This is a genomic window from Helicobacter pylori SA37A (genome assembly GCF_000476015.1).
In the GTDB taxonomy this organism is placed as follows: domain Bacteria; phylum Campylobacterota; class Campylobacteria; order Campylobacterales; family Helicobacteraceae; genus Helicobacter; species Helicobacter pylori_DB.
In genome coordinates this window covers 124,012-140,016 of sequence record NZ_CBOO010000001.1, presented here as the reverse complement: position 1 = coordinate 140,016, position 16,005 = coordinate 124,012, and the positions used below count along the sequence as shown (strand labels likewise).

Genomic DNA, 16,005 nt, shown 5'->3' with positions numbered 1-16,005 from the left:
GTATTCAAATAATGAAATAGGATTTTTTTAAGGTTTTGAGTAGAATAATGGTTTTTAAAAATGCAAAAAAGAGTTTGAATGCAAAAAGTTTTCATCGCCCCTACCCATTACAAACGCCTTGATGAATTTTTAGCCAAAGAATTGCAAATTTCTAAAAACCAAGTGTTGAATTTGATTAAAGAGGGGCTGGTGTTTTGTCAAAAAAAGGAGGTCAAAAAAGGGGGGTTAGCCTTAAAAGAGGGCGATGAAATCACGCTTTTAACGCCCAAAATCGCACCCAAACCCTTAAAAAAAGATCTTGATTTAGAAATAGAAGTCATTTTTGAAGATGAAGACTTGTTGGTATTGAATAAGCCCCCTAATCTAGTCGTCCATAAAGCCCCAAGCGTGAAAGAGCCTACTTTAGTGGATTGGTTAAAATCTCAAAATTACGAGCTTTCCAATCTTGGCTTAAAAGAGCGCTACGGGATTGTGCATCGTTTGGATAAGGACACAAGCGGAGGGATTGTCATCGCTAAAAACAATTTTACCCATGTTTGTTTGAGCGAGCAACTCAAAACTAAAACAATGGGGCGCTATTATATCGCCTTGCTTTCAACGCCCTTAAAAGAAGAAAAAATGAGCGTGGAATGCTATTTGACAAGAAACCCCAATAACCGCTTAAAAATGATAGCGCTCAAAGCGGCTAAAAAAGAAAAAAGCCGCTATTCTAAAAGCGAATTTATCAGCTTGCTGACTTCTCAAAATGGCATGGATTTGATAGGGGCTAAACTATTCACCGGGCGCACGCACCAGATCAGAGCGCATTTAGAATATTTAAACAGACACATCATAGGCGATAATCTTTACGGGCTTAATGGGGTGCTTCCTAAAGAAGAAATAAGAATCATGCTGCATGCCTATTTGATAGAGTTCAAACACCCTAGAAGCGAGCAAAAACTGCGCTTTAAAGTTCCCCTATTAAAGGATATGTTAGAATACCTTAAAAAAGTTTTTGACAAGGAGAATTTAGATGAGGTCTTGGATGAAGAAAAAATACTTCACGCTTTTATTGCAAAGTAGTGTGGTATTAGCGGTTTTTATAGGGTGCTCTTCTACCAGGAATCATACTTTTTCAGCCCTTAATAATCAAGAAAATATAGATACTAAGCTTCCGGTAGTCCATTCTATTAAAACCATTAACGATGTGAGTTCAGTGGGTTTTGAATGGCCTAAAATCGCTGATACTTATGACATTGATGGGTTTATTTTGTATCGTTTGAAAAAAGACTCCAAACTTAAAAGAATCGCTACGATTAAAAACCCTTATGCGACCCACTATTATGATGAGGGGCTAGAAACAGAGAGTTCTTACACTTACCAACTCGCTACTTACAAGGGCGATAAAATTTCTAATCTTTCAGACCCCATTCTAGTAAAAACCTCTTTTATCAATCCTGTAGAAAGCGTGTTCGCAAGCCTTGAATACCCTAAAAGCGTGAAAGTCTTTTGGAGTCCGCACCCAAATCCCAGCGTTTCTAAATACATCATTCAAAGGCAGAATAAAGACGGCAAATTTTTAAATGTAGGGGCTGTAAAAAACCGCTTATTCGTGGAGTTTTTTGATAAAGATTTAGAGGATGGGCAAAAATACCGCTACCAAGTCATTGCTGAAAATTTCATGGGGGATAAATCCAGGCCTAGCGTCATAGTGGAGGGGAAAACCAAAGACTTACCCAAAGAAATCACTAATGTTAGAGTGAGCCAAAACCTCACACGACACATTGAATTGAGTTGGGATAAATCCACCCAAGAAGATGTGATAGCTTATCGCATTTACGCTTCCAATAACCGCAACGACAAATACAAATTCATCGCTCAAACCACTAACACTTCCTATGTGGATAAAATAGAAAAAGACAACCTCACTCGTTATTATAAAGTCGTCGCCCTTGATAAAACGCATCTTGAAGGGGCGTTACCCAAAGAGCCTGCCATGGGTGAGACCGCTGACAGGCCCGAAGCCCCTATCATCACTAAAGGGACTATTCAAGATTCTTCAGCTTTCATTCAATGGGAAAATAACCCAAGCGCTAAAATAGCCACCTATGCGGTGTATCGTTTTGAAGCCAATTCTAAAACCCCTTTGCGTTTTGGGAATATCACCAAAAACCAATTCGTGGATAAGGACATGAAAGTGGGCGTGGCTTACCGCTATCAAGTGGTGAGCGTGGATAAAGATGGATTAGAGTCGCACCCAAGCAAAGAAGTGCGTTTGTTTTTAGAGCGCTAAAAGGGTTTTAATGCCCCATTTTTTAGCCAAGCTAGATTCCAAGCCTTTAGAATACCCCTTAATTGAGGGGGATTTTTGTTTTCATAAGGAATTTTTAAGCTTAAAACACCCCACTAAAAGCTGTGTGTATGCGAGTTTTAAGGATCATATTTTTTTATTGCAAAAAATCCGGCGAGCGGATGATTTTTTGATCAAAAGCGAAAAAGCGACGCCCTTAAAACGAGAGATTTTAAAACAAGCTTTAAGGATTTATTCGCAATCTTTTGAAGTCATTTCGCACAATTTGCAAGAAAATTCTAAACATGCGAGCCAAAAAAAAGCCCTTGATTTAGGAACTTTTGAAGACTTTATCCACAACAATCAAGCCCCTATTTTAGCCGAAATTGGTTTTGGGAGCGGTAGGCATTTGATAGAATTAGCCAAAAACAACCCCACTAAAACATGCTTAGGCATAGAGATTCACACCCCCTCTATCGCGCAAGCCTTAAAGCAAATTGAATTATTGGATTTAAAAAACCTGCACATCTTGCAAGGCGATGGCCGTTTAATTTTAGAGAGCATGCCAAATCACAGGTGCGAAAAGATTTTTGTGCATTTCCCTGTGCCATGGAATGAGAAAAAACACCGCCGGGTGCTAAGCGAAAAGTTTTTAAACGAAGCTTTAAGGGTTTTAAAGCCTAAAGGGTTTTTGGAATTACGCACCGATGATAGCCTTTATTTTGAAGACAGCCTAAAATTAGCCCTAAAAAACTTTCAATGCGAGATAGAAATCAAAAAAAACGCTCAAATACCGGTTGTCAGCAAGTATGAGGCGCGTTGGAATAAACTCAAAAAAGATATTTATGATTTAAGAATTTATTCTTTAGAATTGGATGAAACCCCTTTTGATAACCATGCATTGGATTTTTCTTTTGATACAATAACGATTAATAAAGAAAGCGTTGGAGCGATTTTAAAAACCCCAAAAATCATCAAAGAAGGGTATTTTGCGCATGTTTGTAATATTTATGAGAATAAGGGGGATTTTTTAGTGGAATTGAGTATGGGGGATTTTGATTGGCCTGTGCGTTTGTTTGTTTTATTGGCAGAAAATAAGCTTTTTTACCTCAATAAAAGCCCCTTAAAAACCTTAAACAACCACAAAGCGCACCTCTTGCTTCAAAATATCCTAAGCCAAAAGGGAGTTTGATGAGCGTGATCATCGCAGCGAATAATTTATGCTTACAATACCAGCAAAACGAGCCGGTCATTAAACATGCCAATTTACGCATCAAACGAAAAGACTTCGTATTCATTTCAGGGCCTAGCGGGAGCGGTAAAAGCACGCTTTTGCGCTCGTTTTATGGGGATTTGAAGGTTTTTAGCGGTAAATTAGAAGTTTGCAATATCAACATGAACAACGCTTCAAAATCAACGATTTTAGATTTGCGTAAAAATATTGGCGTGGTTTTCCAAGATTATAAATTGATCCAAGATTACACGATTGAGCAAAACATCAAACTGCCGATGATTATTTGCGGAATCAAAAAAGAAGAATGCCACTTGCAGCTAGAAAAACTTTTAGGGCATATTGATTTACGCCATAAGGCTAACCGCTACCCTAAAGAGCTCAGTGGGGGCGAACAACAGCGAGTGGCTATGGCTAGGGCTATGGCAAACTGCCCTGAACTCATTTTAGCCGATGAACCTACCGGGAATTTAGACGATTATTCTAGCGATAAAATCTGGAGTCTATTAAGGGGCATGAACACGCAATTAAACGCTACGATCGTGGTGGTTACGCACAAATTCCCTAAAAATTTTAGCGCTTATCACCGAAAATTTTATATAGAAGATGGGGAAGTTTATGAATACTCTTAAAAAGCATTTAGCCTTTATCATTCCCCTAGTAGCGTTATTGTTTAGCTTAGAGTGTGTGTTGTTTATCAATCAAGCGATAGAACAAAAAGAAAAAAAATTGATTGAAGATTATTCAGTCGTGTTGGCCAGCACGCAAAAATTAGGCTTGGAATTGTTGCGTCAAAATTTTAGCGAAATCACGGCGTTAAAAGAGATTGATCCTAATTATTCTTTAGAGCCTCTTCAAAAAACTTTAGGTGCAGACGGGCTTAAGGAATTAAGAAAGAATTTACCCTTTTTTTATTCTTTACAACTTTCCACATTCCCCACTCAAGAGCGTTTAGAAAACATCAAAGAAAAATTGCTCAAAATCCCTGGCGTTCAAAAAGTTGAAGTCTTTGCCAAAACTTACATGCAAGTGTATGATCTCTTGAGTTTTATTAAAGCAGCGGTCTATATCTTTGCGTTAGTGGTTTTTGTCTTATCGGTTTTATTGATGTTTAAGCAAGTCCGCATCTGGATCTATCAATACCATGAGAGATTAGAGATCATGGATTTATTAGGGGCTTCGGTGTCTTTTAAAAACGGGTTTTTGTATAAAATAGCTTTAATGGATTCTCTAATCGCTAGCTTTTTAGCCCCCATGCTCATGCTTTATACCACTTCGCAAAAAGGTTTTGAAAAAACGATGGATACTTTGGGTATTATAGGAGGCGCGTTTGTTTTAAACCATTTTTTATGGGGACTGCTTTTTAGCCTTGTGGTCTCATTTGTTTCTGTTTTACTTGTAGCTTGGAGGACTAGACATGTATAAATTAGGAATATTTTTATTAGCCACCTTACTATCAGCTAACACGCAAAAAGTGAGCGATATTGCTAAAGATATCCAACATAAAGAAACCCTTTTGAAAAAAACCCATGAAGAAAAAAACCAACTGAACAGCCGTTTGAGTTCTTTAGGCGAAGCGATCCGCTCTAAAGAGCTTCAAAAAGCGGAAATTGAGCGCCAAATGGTTGCCTTAAAAAAGAGTCTTGAAAAAAATCGTAACGAAAGTTTGGCGCAAGAAAAAGTCCTAACCAACTACCGCAAGTCTTTAGATCATTTGCAAAAACAGCGATCATCTTTACAAAAGAGGGTGTTTGATACGCTTTTAGAGGATTTTCTTTTCTCACAAGCCTTAAAGGGGCAGAATTTAGCCTCTTCTAATGATGTTATTTTACAAGTAGCGTTTGAAAACTTGCACCAAAGCACCCTGTCTAAAATGTCGCAACTAAGCCAAGAAGAAAAAGATCTCAATACGCAAGCTTTAAAAGTCAAAAGCAGCATTCAAAAAATCTCCTCTGTCATAGATGAGCAAAAAAATCGTGAAGTAACCTTAAAATCCTTGCAAACCGAACAAAATAAACTCATTTTAAGCATGCAAAAAGACTATGCGATCTATAACCAACGGCTAACCCTTTTAGAAAAAGAGCGCCAGAATTTAAACGCTCTTTTAAAACGCTTGAATATCATCAAACAAAATAGAGAAAATGAAGAGAGGGTCAGTTTGAAAAAATCTTCTCAAGCCTTAGAAGTCAAACAAGTGGCTAGCTCTTATCAAAATATCAACACCACGAGCTATAACGGGCCAAAAACGATCGCTCCCTTGAACGATTATGAAGTGGTGCAAAAATTTGGCCCCTATATTGACCCGGTTTATAATTTAAAAATTTTTAGCGAGTCTATCACGCTAGTGTCAAAAACCCCAAACGCTTTGGTGCGTAACGTTTTAGACGGGAAAATCGTGTTCGCTAAAGAAATCAACATGCTTAAAAAAGTCGTTATCATTGAGCATAAAAACGGCATCCGCACGATTTATTCTCAACTGGATAAAATCGCCCCCACCATTAAAAGCGGCATGCGGATCCAAAAAGGCTATGTTTTAGGGCGCATTGAGCAACGCTTGGGCTTTGAAGTAACCATGAGAGAAAAGCACATTAACCCCTTAGAACTCATCGCGCGCAATTAAGATTTAACAAATCGTCTTTTTGCCGATATTAGCTAAAGAATTTAACAAACAAAGAAATAGTTACATTTATAGGTATGGAAAAATTTGGAGGTTTTTATGGTCAATGAAGTTCAAGGGATTGGGATTCCCGCATCTCATGCAAGCGTTCAAACAACCCCTACAAAAGAGATCAGTCGCACAAACACTATAAACACTGTTGATGAATCTAAGACAACGATAGACCCTGATCAATACAAACCCAAGCTAGAATTATTGAGCGAGCGTCTGAATGAAGAAATGAAACGCATTGGCACGGATATTAATTTTAGTTATAACGATACGATCAAAGGGTTAGTGGTTTCAGTCAAAGACGCTAATGGGGATAAGGTGATAAGAGAAATACCCTCTAAAGAAGCCGTGGAGCTTATGCAAAGAATGCGCGATGTGATAGGCATTATCTTTGATAAAAGAGGCTAAACATTAGAGGTAAAACATGGCAATAGGTTCATTAAGCTCATTAGGGCTTGGCAGTAAGGTTTTGAATTACGATGTGATTGACAAGCTTAAGGACGCTGATGAAAAAGCGTTAATCGCCCCCTTAGACAAGAAAATGGAGCAAAATGTTGAAAAACAAAAAGCCCTTGTAGAAATTAAAACGCTCCTTTCAGCTCTAAAAGGCCCGGTTAAAACGCTTTCAGATTATTCCACTTATATCAGCCGAAAAAGCAATGTTACAGGCGATGCGTTGAGCGCGAGCGTGGGGGCTGGCGTGCCTATTCAGGATATTAAAGTGGATGTGCAAAATTTAGCGCAAGGCGATATTAACGAACTAGGGGCGAAATTTTCTTCAAGAGATGATATTTTTAGCCAAGTGGATACCACGCTCAAATTCTACACGCAAAACAAGGACTACGCCGTTGATATTAAAGCAGGAATGACTTTAGGCGATGTGGCTCAAAGCATCACAGACGCTACCAATGGCGAAGTGATGGGCATTGTGATGAAAACAGGAGGGAATGACCCCTACCAATTAATGGTGAATACCAAAAACACCGGCGAAGACAACCGCATCTATTTTGGCTCACACCTCCAATCCACGCTCACTAACAAAAACGCCCTTTCTTTGGGGGTTGATGGAAGCGGAAAAAACGAATTGAGTTTGAATTTAAAGGGAGCTGATGGGAACATGCATGAAGTCCCTATCATGCTAGAGCTCCCTGAAAGCGCTTCTATCAAACAAAAAAACACAGCGATCCAAAAAGCGATAGAACAGGCTTTAGAAAATGACCCTAATTTTAAAGATTTGATCGCTAATGGGGATATTTCCATAGACACTCTTCATGGGGGGGAATCTTTAATCATTAATGACAGGCGTGGGGGAAACATTGAAATTAAAGGGAGTAAGGCTAAAGAACTTGGGTTTTTGCAAACCACCACCCAAGAAAGCGATTTGTTAAAAAGCGCTCGCACGATAAAAGAGGGCAAATTAGAAGGGGTGATTAGCTTGAATGGCCAAAAACTGGATTTAAAAGCCTTAACCAAAGAGGGCAACACCAGCGAAGAAAACACAGACGCTATCATTCAAGCGATCAACGCTAAAGAAGGCTTGAGTGCGTTTAAAAACGCCGAAGGCAAGCTTGTGATCAATTCTAAAACCGGAATGCTCACCATTAAGGGCGAAGACGCTTTAGGCAAGGCCAGTTTGAAGGATTTGGGTTTGAGTGCTGGCATGGTGCAATCTTATGAAGCTTCACAAAACACGCTTTTTATGTCTAAAAATTTACAAAAAGCGAGCGATTCAGAATTCACTTATAATGGGGTGAGCATCACACGCCCCACTAATGAGGTCAATGATGTGATCAGCGGGGTTAATATCACTTTAGAGCAAACCACAGAGCCTAATAAACCTGCCATTATCAGCGTGAGCAGGGACAATCAAGCCATTATAGACAGCCTTAAAGAATTTGTCAAAGCCTATAATGAGCTTATCCCTAAACTAGATGAAGACACTCGTTATGACGCTGACACTAAAATCGCTGGGATTTTTAACGGCGTGGGCGATATTCGTGCGATCCGCTCTTCTCTTAATAATGTGTTTTCTTACAGCGTGCATACGGATAATGGGGTAGAAAGCTTGATGAAATACGGGCTTAGTTTAGACGATAAAGGCGTGATGAGTTTAGATGAGGCTAAATTGAGTAGCGCCTTAAATTCTAACCCTAAAGCGACTCAAGATTTTTTCTATGGGAGCGATAGCAAGGATATGGGGGGCAGAGAAATCCACCAAGAGGGCATTTTTTCTAAATTCAATCAAGTCATCGCCAATCTCATAGACGGAGGGAACGCTAAATTAAAGATTTATGAAGATTCCCTAGACAGAGACGCTAAAAGCTTAACCAAAGACAAAGAAAACGCTCAAGAGCTTCTAAAAACCCGCTACAACATCATGGCGGAGCGCTTTGCGGCTTATGATAGCCAAATCTCTAAAGCCAATCAAAAATTCAATTCCGTGCAAATGATGATCGATCAAGCGGCGGCTAAAAAGAATTAAAAAAACAGAGAGTTATCAATTTTAAAGGATAAAGGAACATTATGCAATACGCTAACGCTTATCAAGCCTACCAGCATAACCGAGTGAGTGTGGAATCCCCGGCAAAACTCATTGAAATGCTTTATGAAGGGATTTTGAGATTTTCTTCGCAAGCCAAACGCTGTATTGAAAATGAAGACATTGAAAAAAAGATTTATTATATTAACAGGGTTACGGATATTTTCACGGAATTGTTGAATATCTTAGATTATGAAAAAGGGGGGGAAGTGGCGGTGTATCTTACAGGCTTATACACCCATCAAATCAAAGTTTTAACGCAAGCCAATGTGGAAAATGACGCGAGTAAGATTGATTTGGTGTTGAATGTGGCTAGGGGGTTGTTAGAGGCATGGAGGGAAATCCATTCAGATGAACTCGCCTAATGCGTTATTAGATTCCTTTAAAATCGCTCTTGTTAAAAAAGATTCTAAACTCGCCTTTTCATTGATAGAACGCCTTTCTTTAGAGCAAATAAAAAATTTAGATTTAGACACGCTTTTAAGCCTTAAGGAAATGATAGCCCAAAGCATTGAATTATTAGAAAAAGAAAAAGAAGAACTGCAATTACAAATGCATAAGGCTAAGAAGATTCAAAAATTTTTGTCTTAGATTTTTTAAACTACGATACAATAAAAACACTATTTTTATTGAAGGCTAAAGATTGTCCGAACCCATAGACAGATTCACGCGCATAAGGTGGTTGTTTAAAAACGATTTTGAAAAAATCCGCCAACAAAAGGTTTTAATCTGTGGCGTGGGGGGCGTTGGGGGCTTTGCGTTGGATTCTTTGTATCGTGTGGGGATAGGGCAAATCACTATCATAGATAAAGATATGTTTGATGTAACCAATCAAAACCGCCAGATCGGATCAGAAAGGATAGGAGAATCTAAAGTGTTGGTGTTACAAGATCTCTATAAAGGTATACAAGCTTTAAATTACCGCATAGATGAGGCATTTTTAAATTCATTTAATTTTAGAGATTATGATTACATTTTAGATTGCATGGACGATTTGCCTATTAAAACGAGTTTGGCGATAAAATGTCAAAATTTCGCTTACGGGAAGTTTATTAGCTCTATGGGGAGCGCGAAACGCTTGAACCCTAAACACATCCAAGTAGGGAGCGTGTGGGAAAGTTACGGCGATAAATTCGGGCGTAAATTTAGGGATTTTTTAAAAAAACGCCGTTTTAAGGGGGATTTTAAAGTGGTTTTTAGCCCTGAAACTCCGCATTGCATAGAGCTTGGGAGTTTTAATGCGGTTACGGCGAGTTTTGGTTTGCAAATAGCGAGTGAAGTCGTGCAAGATATTATCAAACATGAAAGGCAGTGAAATGAAAGATTACGAAGACGAATTGGACGATTTTGAAGAAGAAGAATTAGAGAGCTTTGAAGAAGATGATGAGGGGTATGATGATTATAAGAATGTCTATGATGATGACGATTATGAAGATTATAGCTCTGATTATGAAGAAGAGTGAAAAATGATTTATGCGAGCATTCTCCAGCACGCTTATTGCGGCTCTAGAAAAAAGACCATAGAGCATACAGCGCATTTGCTTGAACAAGCGCTCAAAAAACACCCTAAAACCAATTTAGTGGTGTTGCAAGAATTAAACCCTTATAGTTATTTTTGCCAAAGCGAAAACCCTAAATTTTTTGATTTGGGCGAGTATTTTGAAGAAGATAAGGCCTTTTTTAGCACTCTAGCTCAAAAATTCAAGGTGGTGCTTGTTACTTCTTTATTTGAAAAGCGCGCTAAAGGGTTGTATCACAACAGCGCAGTTGTGTTTGAAAAAGACGGCTCAATCGCTGGAGTGTATCGCAAAATGCACATTCCTGATGATCCGGGGTTTTATGAAAAATTTTATTTCACGCCAGGGGATTTGGGCTTTGAGCCTATTACTACAAGCGTGGGGAAATTAGGGCTTATGGTGTGTTGGGATCAATGGTATCCTGAAGCGGCAAGGATTATGGCTTTAAAAGGGGCAGAAATTTTAATCTATCCTAGCGCGATCGGGTTTTTAGAAGAAGATTCTAATGAAGAAAAAAAGCGTCAGCAAAACGCATGGGAGACCATTCAAAGAGGGCATGCGATCGCTAATGGCTTGCCTTTGATTGCGACTAACAGAGTGGGCGTAGAATTAGATCCTAGCGGCGCGATTAAGGGGGGTATCACTTTTTTTGGCTCTAGTTTTGTGGTGGGGGCTTTGGGCGAATTTTTAGCTAAAGCGAGCGATAAAGAAGAGATTTTGTATGCGGAAATTGATTTAGAACGCACCGAAGAAGTGCGCCGAATGTGGCCGTTTCTAAGAGACAGACGCATTGATTTTTATAACGATTTGTTAAAACGCTATATTTAATCAGTCAATCAATTTAAGATTTAAGGTTAGAAAGGATTAAACATGGTAGGTGTAATTTTTTGCGCTAAACAAGCGCAAAAATTCTATCATTTTTGCGCGGTATTTTCATTTTAACAAGGAGCAAAAATGCTAGAAAATAGCTCTGTATGGAGCAATCCCGCTTTTGTGGCTATCATTTGCATGTGCGTTCTTAGCCTTTTAAGGCTCAATGTCATGCTTTCTATGATTAGCGCGACTCTCATAGCAGGGCTTATGGGAGGGCTTGGATTGACAGAGAGTTTTAATGTAATGATAGACGGCATGAAAGGCAATTTAAACATCGCTTTAAGCTACATCCTTTTAGGGGCTTTAGCGGTAGCGATCGCTAAAAGCAACCTCATTAAAGTCGCTTTGAATAAATTAATAGGCTTAATGGATTACAAGCGATCCACTTTTTGCTTTTTGATCGCTTTCATCGCATGTTTTTCGCAAAATTTAGTGCCGGTGCATATCGCTTTTATCCCTATTTTAATCCCCCCTCTTTTGCATTTAATGAACCGGCTAGAATTGGATAGAAGAGCGGTCGCTTGCGCTTTAACCTTTGGCTTGCAAGCCCCCTACTTGGTGCTTCCTGTAGGGTTTGGCTTGATTTTTCAAACCACCATTTTAGAGCAATTAAAAGCTAATGGCGTTAGCACCACCATAGCGCAAATCACAGGAGTGATGTGGATAGCGGGGTTAGCGATGGTTGTTGGGCTACTTTTAGCGGTATTAACGCTATACAAAAAACCCAGGCACTACAAAAAAAAATCTTTTGATATAGAAAATTACGCCTCGCTTCAATTAAACTACCATGACTACTTGACTTTTATAGGGATTGTCGTAGCGTTTGTGATCCAATTAGCCACCGATTCGATGCCCTTAGCCGCCTTTTTAGCGTTAGCGATCATCTTACTAGGTCGTGGCATTAAATTTAAAGAAACAGACTCGCTTATGGATGATAGCGTGAAAATGATGGCGTTTATCGCTTTTGTGATGTTAGTGGCTAGCGGGTTTGGAGAAGTGTTGCAAAAAGTGCATGCGATAGAGGGCTTAGTGAATGCGATCACAAGCATAATCCAAGGGAAGCTTTTAGGGGCTTTTTTAATGCTTGTTGTAGGGCTTTTTATCACTATGGGGATAGGGACTTCTTTTGGCACTATCCCTATCATTGCTGTGTTTTATGTCCCTTTATGCGCGAAATTAGGTTTTAGCACGGAATCTATGATTTTACTCATTGGCATAGCTGCAGCTTTAGGCGATGCAGGCTCGCCGGCTAGCGATAGCACCATGGGGCCTACTTGCGGGCTTAACGCAGACAACCAACACAATCATATCTATGACACATGCGTGCCGACTTTTTTAGTCTATAACCTTCCTTTGATTGTTTTTGGGGTGGTTGGAGCGTTACTATTAGGCTAATCTATCAAGTTAAGAAAATCTTTTCTTTAGCCTTACCCTCTGGGGTCAATGCCTTTTTAGATGTGCTAGTAGTCGCGCTCTCGGTTTTTTTTGTGGGCAAAATTTCGCACCATCATATCGTGGCTTTAGGGGTGGGCTTGCAATTTTTGATGCTTTTTTATGGGATCAATACGATTTTATACACCGGCACTAACGCCATTCTTTCTAGACTTGTGGGGGCTAGGGATTTTGCTCAAATCAACAACGCTTTTTCTAGTATTTTCATTGGGGCGTTTGTGATTTGTTTAGGCGTGCTGTTTGCTTCTTATTTTTTGATTGAGCCTTTTTTAAATTGGATGCAATTACAAGATCCTTCACGCCAATTGACGCAAGATTATTTAGAAGTCTTAGTTATCGCGCTACCGAGTATTTTTTTAAAAAATGTTTTAGTTTCAGCGCTCGCTAGTTTTTCAGACACCCTAACCCCCTTTATTGTCAAAATCATCATGGTCATCGCATGCATTTTTTTGAATCAAGCCTTGATTTTTGGGGATTTTGGTTTTAAAGAAATGGGGATTGTAGGCTCTGCTTTAGCGAATGTGGTTGTCTCTTATTGGGAATTACTCGCGCTTGGCGTTTGGATACAAATCAAAAAAATCCCTTTAAAATTCAAAATAACCTTTCATTTTTCTTTTTTAAAAACCATGTTTAGAGTGGGTTGGCCGGCCGGGTTTGAGCGTTTATTGAGCTTATTTTCTTTAATACTCTTGTCTAAATTTGTAGCGAGCTATGGGGATAAGGTGTTAGCGGGCATGCAAATAGGCATCAGGGTGGAAACCTTTTCGTTCATGCCCGGATTTGGATTTATGATCGCAGCGATGGTTTTAACAGGGCAAAATTTAGGGGCGAACAAGCCAAAGATCGCCACAGAATACGCGCATTTGATTTTAAAAATCTCTATGGGTTTAATGGGGGTTTTAGGGGTTATTTTAGTCTTATTCGCTAAAGAATTTGCGAGCCTTTTTTCTCAAGATGAAGAAGTTTTGGAAGTGGCGCGATCTTATTTGATCGCTGTGGGTCTCTCTCAAGCCCCCTTAATTGGGTATTTTGTGCTAGATGGAGTTTTTAGGGGGGCTGGCATTTCTAAAGTCTCACTATACATTAACACCTTAAGCTTATGGGGGTTAAGGATCATGCCTATTTACTTGCTTTTAATCTATCATTTTAAGGTGGAATTTATTTTTGTAGTGATCGCATCAGAAACTTTTTTGCGCTCATTCATCTACTATAAGGTTTTTTCTAAAGGCATATGGAAAAGGTGCGGGAAAAAGGCTTAATCATTGCTTGAGCGTAGCGGTCGTTTTGAAACGATTTTCTCGCACCACTTGCACGCCCACTTCGCCCACATACTGAGCGCTCTCTTCTATCCTTTTAGCGATCTTTCTGGCAATAATAGGCACTTGATTGTCCCTGACTTGGTTGGATTTGACAATCACTCTTAGTTCTCGCCCGCTCTCCATCGCATACGCCTTTTCCACCCCATCAAATTCTAGTGCGATCTCTTCTAAAGCTTGCATGCGTTTAGCGTATTCTTCATCGCTCTTTCTCCTAGCCCCAGGACGCCCTGCTGAAAGCGCATCAGCCGCGCACACGCTCGCACACTCCACGCTCAAAATCTCTTCATGCCCATGGTGGGCATAAATCGCATTGATCACAACCGGGTCTTCTTTATGGCGCTTGCACACCTCAACGCCTAAATTCACATGGTCTCTCCCAAGCTCTTGAGTGAGTGCTTTACCAATATCATGCAAAATACCGGCTCTTCTGGCGAGCTTTTTATCCCCTCCAAGCTGTTCTGCAATCAAGCCGGCTAAAAGGGCGACTTCCTTAGAATGCTGTAAGGCGTTTTGCCCAAAACTGGAGCGGTAACGCATTTTGCCTATTAAAATTTTAAGCTCATCTTCCATGACCCCAAGCTCCAATTCTAACACCACACTCTCCCCTTCAGAAAGCAATTCTTTTTCCAAGTTGTGCGCGACTCTATGATAAACCTCTTCAATCCTGTTAGGCTGGATACGGCCGTCTTCTATTAAAATCTTAAGCGTCTCACTCGCCACTTCACGCCGATAAAGATTGAAACTGGACAAACACAATTCGCTGCTGTCTTCGCTAAATTCTATATCCACCCCACTGATCTTTTTAAACGCTTCAATATTCTTCCCATCTTTGCCTATCACACGGCCAATATAATCTGAGCAAGGCAAAGCGATACGGCTTGTTAAATTCTCTGTCGCATAATCGCCCGCAAAACGGGCTGTCGCTTCCGCTAAAATGGCATACGATTTTTTCTTACCCTCTTCTTTGGCTTCTTTTTCATAACGCCTGATTAAGGCACTTTTTTGCACTTCTAATTCTTCTTCTAATTGCTCCAAGATCATGCTTTTAATTTCATCTTTGGTATAAGCCATGTAATTGAGCATTGCGTCTAGCGCTTTGGCTTGAGCTTCTTTACAAATAGCACACTGTTTTTTAAAATTTTCCCTCTCTTGTTCTAAAATTTGGCGTTCTTTTTCAAGCTCTTTTTTTTCCTTTTCCAAATAGCGTTTTTCATCTCTTACAAATTCTTTGTGCTGCACTTCTAAATGCTTCAAATGCGCTTCTTTTTTATCAAAATGGGTTTGGAGTTGCAAATTCTTGTTTTCATATTGCTGTTGCAACTTGCATTCTTGGCTTTTCATGCGCATTTCTTCAGCATCCACGAAAGATTTCGCTTGAAATTCCATTAGCTTAGCTTTAGCGGAAGCACTTTTTAAAATGGCTTGCCCTCTAGCATAATAGATCTTTTTCATCACATAATACATGATTAGAGCGGTGATCAAACACGCTACCAAAACTTCTAATGAGATGTAAATTAACCCGCTGCTCATAATGTTTCCTTTTATCATTCTTCATAACGATACGAGCATTCATGTAAAGATTCGCTTCAATGTCATAAGCGTCTGTAAGGATACCATTAGCGATCGCTAACTCCCTACTCACAAACACGATTAAGGGGCGTTTTAGTTGCTTTTTGAGCAATTTTGGCAAACTCCTATCATACATGCCTAGCCCAAAACCCACGCGCCTAAAGCTTGTATCCATTCCTAAAATCGGCACGACAATACAATCCAATTCTCGCTTATAACAGCGCGATAAACTCGGCTCATCAAACCACCCCAAACGCCTTAAGGGCAACCTAAAGGGTGCGATAGTAAAGCCCTCTTTAGAAAAATTAGCGCCTTTTTTGATGCTTTTAGGCAACCACACATGCTTATTTTTTTGTCTTAACTTCAAAATCAAAGACCTGATGTCAAGCTCATGCCCTAACGGGCTATACAATAAAATATTTTGATAATCTTTGAGTTTCCAAAACAAAAGCTTGCAAGCCAACTTATCCCTGACTTTATTTTTTGCTTTAGCCCTTTTCAAGCGTTCTTTACAAAAATCTCTAAAAATCGTTTTAATGGTTATAATCCTTAAATTTTAGACTTACAT

The 16,005-nt window shown here is 39.5% G+C and carries 17 protein-coding genes; 15 read left to right on the top strand and 2 right to left on the bottom strand.

Annotation, left to right across the window (positions count from 1 at the left end; genetic code table 11):
- Positions 1 to 78 precede the first annotated feature (78 nt).
- The 15 genes from QT76_RS00715 (at position 79) to QT76_RS00645 (ending at position 13,808) form a co-directional block, all read left to right on the top strand.
- Positions 79 to 1,062 (top strand): RluA family pseudouridine synthase, encoded by a 984-nt coding sequence (locus QT76_RS00715; protein WP_033616152.1) that lies wholly within the window; start codon positions 79 to 81, stop codon positions 1,060 to 1,062.
- Positions 1,025 to 2,272: a fibronectin type III domain-containing protein gene (locus QT76_RS00710; RefSeq protein ID WP_033616151.1), complete on the top strand. Its 1,248-nt coding sequence runs from the start codon at positions 1,025 to 1,027 to the stop codon at positions 2,270 to 2,272. The genes QT76_RS00715 and QT76_RS00710 overlap by 38 nt, the downstream gene beginning before the upstream one ends.
- A gap of 10 nt (positions 2,273 to 2,282) precedes the next feature.
- Positions 2,283 to 3,461 (top strand): tRNA (guanosine(46)-N7)-methyltransferase TrmB, encoded by a 1,179-nt coding sequence (trmB, locus tag QT76_RS00705; protein ID WP_033616149.1) that lies wholly within the window; start codon positions 2,283 to 2,285, stop codon positions 3,459 to 3,461.
- A complete protein-coding gene (locus QT76_RS00700; RefSeq protein WP_000111096.1) occupies positions 3,461 to 4,132 on the top strand; it encodes an ABC transporter ATP-binding protein in 672 nt (223 codons plus the stop codon). Before trmB ends, QT76_RS00700 begins: the two co-directional genes overlap by 1 nt.
- A complete protein-coding gene (locus QT76_RS00695; protein WP_033616148.1) occupies positions 4,119 to 4,925 on the top strand; it encodes a cell division FtsX domain-containing protein in 807 nt (268 codons plus the stop codon). The genes QT76_RS00700 and QT76_RS00695 overlap by 14 nt, the downstream gene beginning before the upstream one ends.
- Positions 4,918 to 6,120 (top strand): murein hydrolase activator EnvC family protein, encoded by a 1,203-nt coding sequence (locus QT76_RS00690; protein ID WP_033616147.1) that lies wholly within the window; start codon positions 4,918 to 4,920, stop codon positions 6,118 to 6,120. Before QT76_RS00695 ends, QT76_RS00690 begins: the two co-directional genes overlap by 8 nt.
- Before the next feature lie 96 nt (positions 6,121 to 6,216).
- Positions 6,217 to 6,576: a FlaG family protein gene (locus QT76_RS00685; protein ID WP_000245925.1), complete on the top strand. Its 360-nt coding sequence runs from the start codon at positions 6,217 to 6,219 to the stop codon at positions 6,574 to 6,576.
- Between the two features lie 16 nt (positions 6,577 to 6,592).
- On the top strand, positions 6,593 to 8,650 hold the full coding sequence (gene fliD / locus QT76_RS00680; RefSeq protein WP_033616145.1) for a flagellar filament capping protein FliD: 2,058 nt from the start codon (positions 6,593 to 6,595) through the stop codon (positions 8,648 to 8,650).
- Positions 8,651 to 8,691: 41 nt separating this feature from the next.
- The gene (gene fliS / locus QT76_RS00675; RefSeq protein ID WP_001199081.1) at positions 8,692 to 9,072 is read left to right on the top strand and encodes a flagellar export chaperone FliS; all 381 of its coding nucleotides are present in this window, start codon (positions 8,692 to 8,694) and stop codon (positions 9,070 to 9,072) included.
- A complete protein-coding gene (locus QT76_RS00670) occupies positions 9,059 to 9,298 on the top strand; it encodes a hypothetical protein (RefSeq protein ID WP_033616144.1) in 240 nt (79 codons plus the stop codon). Before fliS ends, QT76_RS00670 begins: the two co-directional genes overlap by 14 nt.
- 52 nt (positions 9,299 to 9,350) lie before the next feature.
- Entirely contained in the window at positions 9,351 to 10,022 is a 672-nt protein-coding gene (locus QT76_RS00665) for a tRNA threonylcarbamoyladenosine dehydratase (RefSeq protein ID WP_001294054.1), read from the top strand.
- A 1-nt stretch (position 10,023) separates the two neighbouring features.
- Entirely contained in the window at positions 10,024 to 10,170 is a 147-nt protein-coding gene (locus tag QT76_RS00660) for a hypothetical protein (RefSeq protein WP_033616142.1), read from the top strand.
- Between the two features lie 3 nt (positions 10,171 to 10,173).
- Entirely contained in the window at positions 10,174 to 11,052 is an 879-nt protein-coding gene (locus QT76_RS00655) for a carbon-nitrogen hydrolase (protein WP_033616140.1), read from the top strand.
- A 126-nt stretch (positions 11,053 to 11,178) separates the two neighbouring features.
- Complete coding sequence (locus QT76_RS00650; protein ID WP_033616139.1) at positions 11,179 to 12,492, top strand: Na+/H+ antiporter family protein; 1,314 nt, start codon at positions 11,179 to 11,181, stop codon at positions 12,490 to 12,492.
- A complete protein-coding gene (locus QT76_RS00645; RefSeq protein ID WP_267864696.1) occupies positions 12,492 to 13,808 on the top strand; it encodes an MATE family efflux transporter in 1,317 nt (438 codons plus the stop codon). Before QT76_RS00650 ends, QT76_RS00645 begins: the two co-directional genes overlap by 1 nt.
- Here the strand turns inward: QT76_RS00645 and rny are convergent, their stop codons facing one another.
- Both rny and QT76_RS00635 read right to left on the bottom strand, forming a co-directional pair.
- Entirely contained in the window at positions 13,809 to 15,320 is a 1,512-nt protein-coding gene (gene rny, locus QT76_RS00640) for a ribonuclease Y (RefSeq protein WP_033616220.1), read from the bottom strand. It abuts the gene before it with no gap.
- Complete coding sequence (locus QT76_RS00635; RefSeq protein ID WP_080242429.1) at positions 15,298 to 15,966, bottom strand: 5-formyltetrahydrofolate cyclo-ligase; 669 nt, start codon at positions 15,964 to 15,966, stop codon at positions 15,298 to 15,300. The genes rny and QT76_RS00635 overlap by 23 nt, the downstream gene beginning before the upstream one ends.
- Between the last annotated feature and the right edge of the window lie 39 nt (positions 15,967 to 16,005).

Coding starts and splice junctions, on each gene's coding strand:
- QT76_RS00715 (WP_033616152.1), top strand. CDS start 79: ATGCAAAAAGTTTTCATCGCCCCTACCCATTACAAACGCCTTGATGAA.
- QT76_RS00655 (WP_033616140.1), top strand. CDS start 10,174: ATGATTTATGCGAGCATTCTCCAGCACGCTTATTGCGGCTCTAGAAAA.
- QT76_RS00685 (WP_000245925.1), top strand. CDS start 6,217: ATGGTCAATGAAGTTCAAGGGATTGGGATTCCCGCATCTCATGCAAGC.
- QT76_RS00700 (WP_000111096.1), top strand. CDS start 3,461: ATGAGCGTGATCATCGCAGCGAATAATTTATGCTTACAATACCAGCAA.
- QT76_RS00670 (WP_033616144.1), top strand. CDS start 9,059: ATGAACTCGCCTAATGCGTTATTAGATTCCTTTAAAATCGCTCTTGTT.
- fliS (WP_001199081.1), top strand. CDS start 8,692: ATGCAATACGCTAACGCTTATCAAGCCTACCAGCATAACCGAGTGAGT.
- QT76_RS00695 (WP_033616148.1), top strand. CDS start 4,119: ATGAATACTCTTAAAAAGCATTTAGCCTTTATCATTCCCCTAGTAGCG.
- fliD (WP_033616145.1), top strand. CDS start 6,593: ATGGCAATAGGTTCATTAAGCTCATTAGGGCTTGGCAGTAAGGTTTTG.
- trmB (WP_033616149.1), top strand. CDS start 2,283: ATGCCCCATTTTTTAGCCAAGCTAGATTCCAAGCCTTTAGAATACCCC.
- QT76_RS00690 (WP_033616147.1), top strand. CDS start 4,918: ATGTATAAATTAGGAATATTTTTATTAGCCACCTTACTATCAGCTAAC.
- QT76_RS00660 (WP_033616142.1), top strand. CDS start 10,024: ATGAAAGATTACGAAGACGAATTGGACGATTTTGAAGAAGAAGAATTA.
- rny (WP_033616220.1), bottom strand. CDS start 15,320: ATGAAAAAGATCTATTATGCTAGAGGGCAAGCCATTTTAAAAAGTGCT.
- QT76_RS00710 (WP_033616151.1), top strand. CDS start 1,025: ATGAAGAAAAAATACTTCACGCTTTTATTGCAAAGTAGTGTGGTATTA.
- QT76_RS00650 (WP_033616139.1), top strand. CDS start 11,179: ATGCTAGAAAATAGCTCTGTATGGAGCAATCCCGCTTTTGTGGCTATC.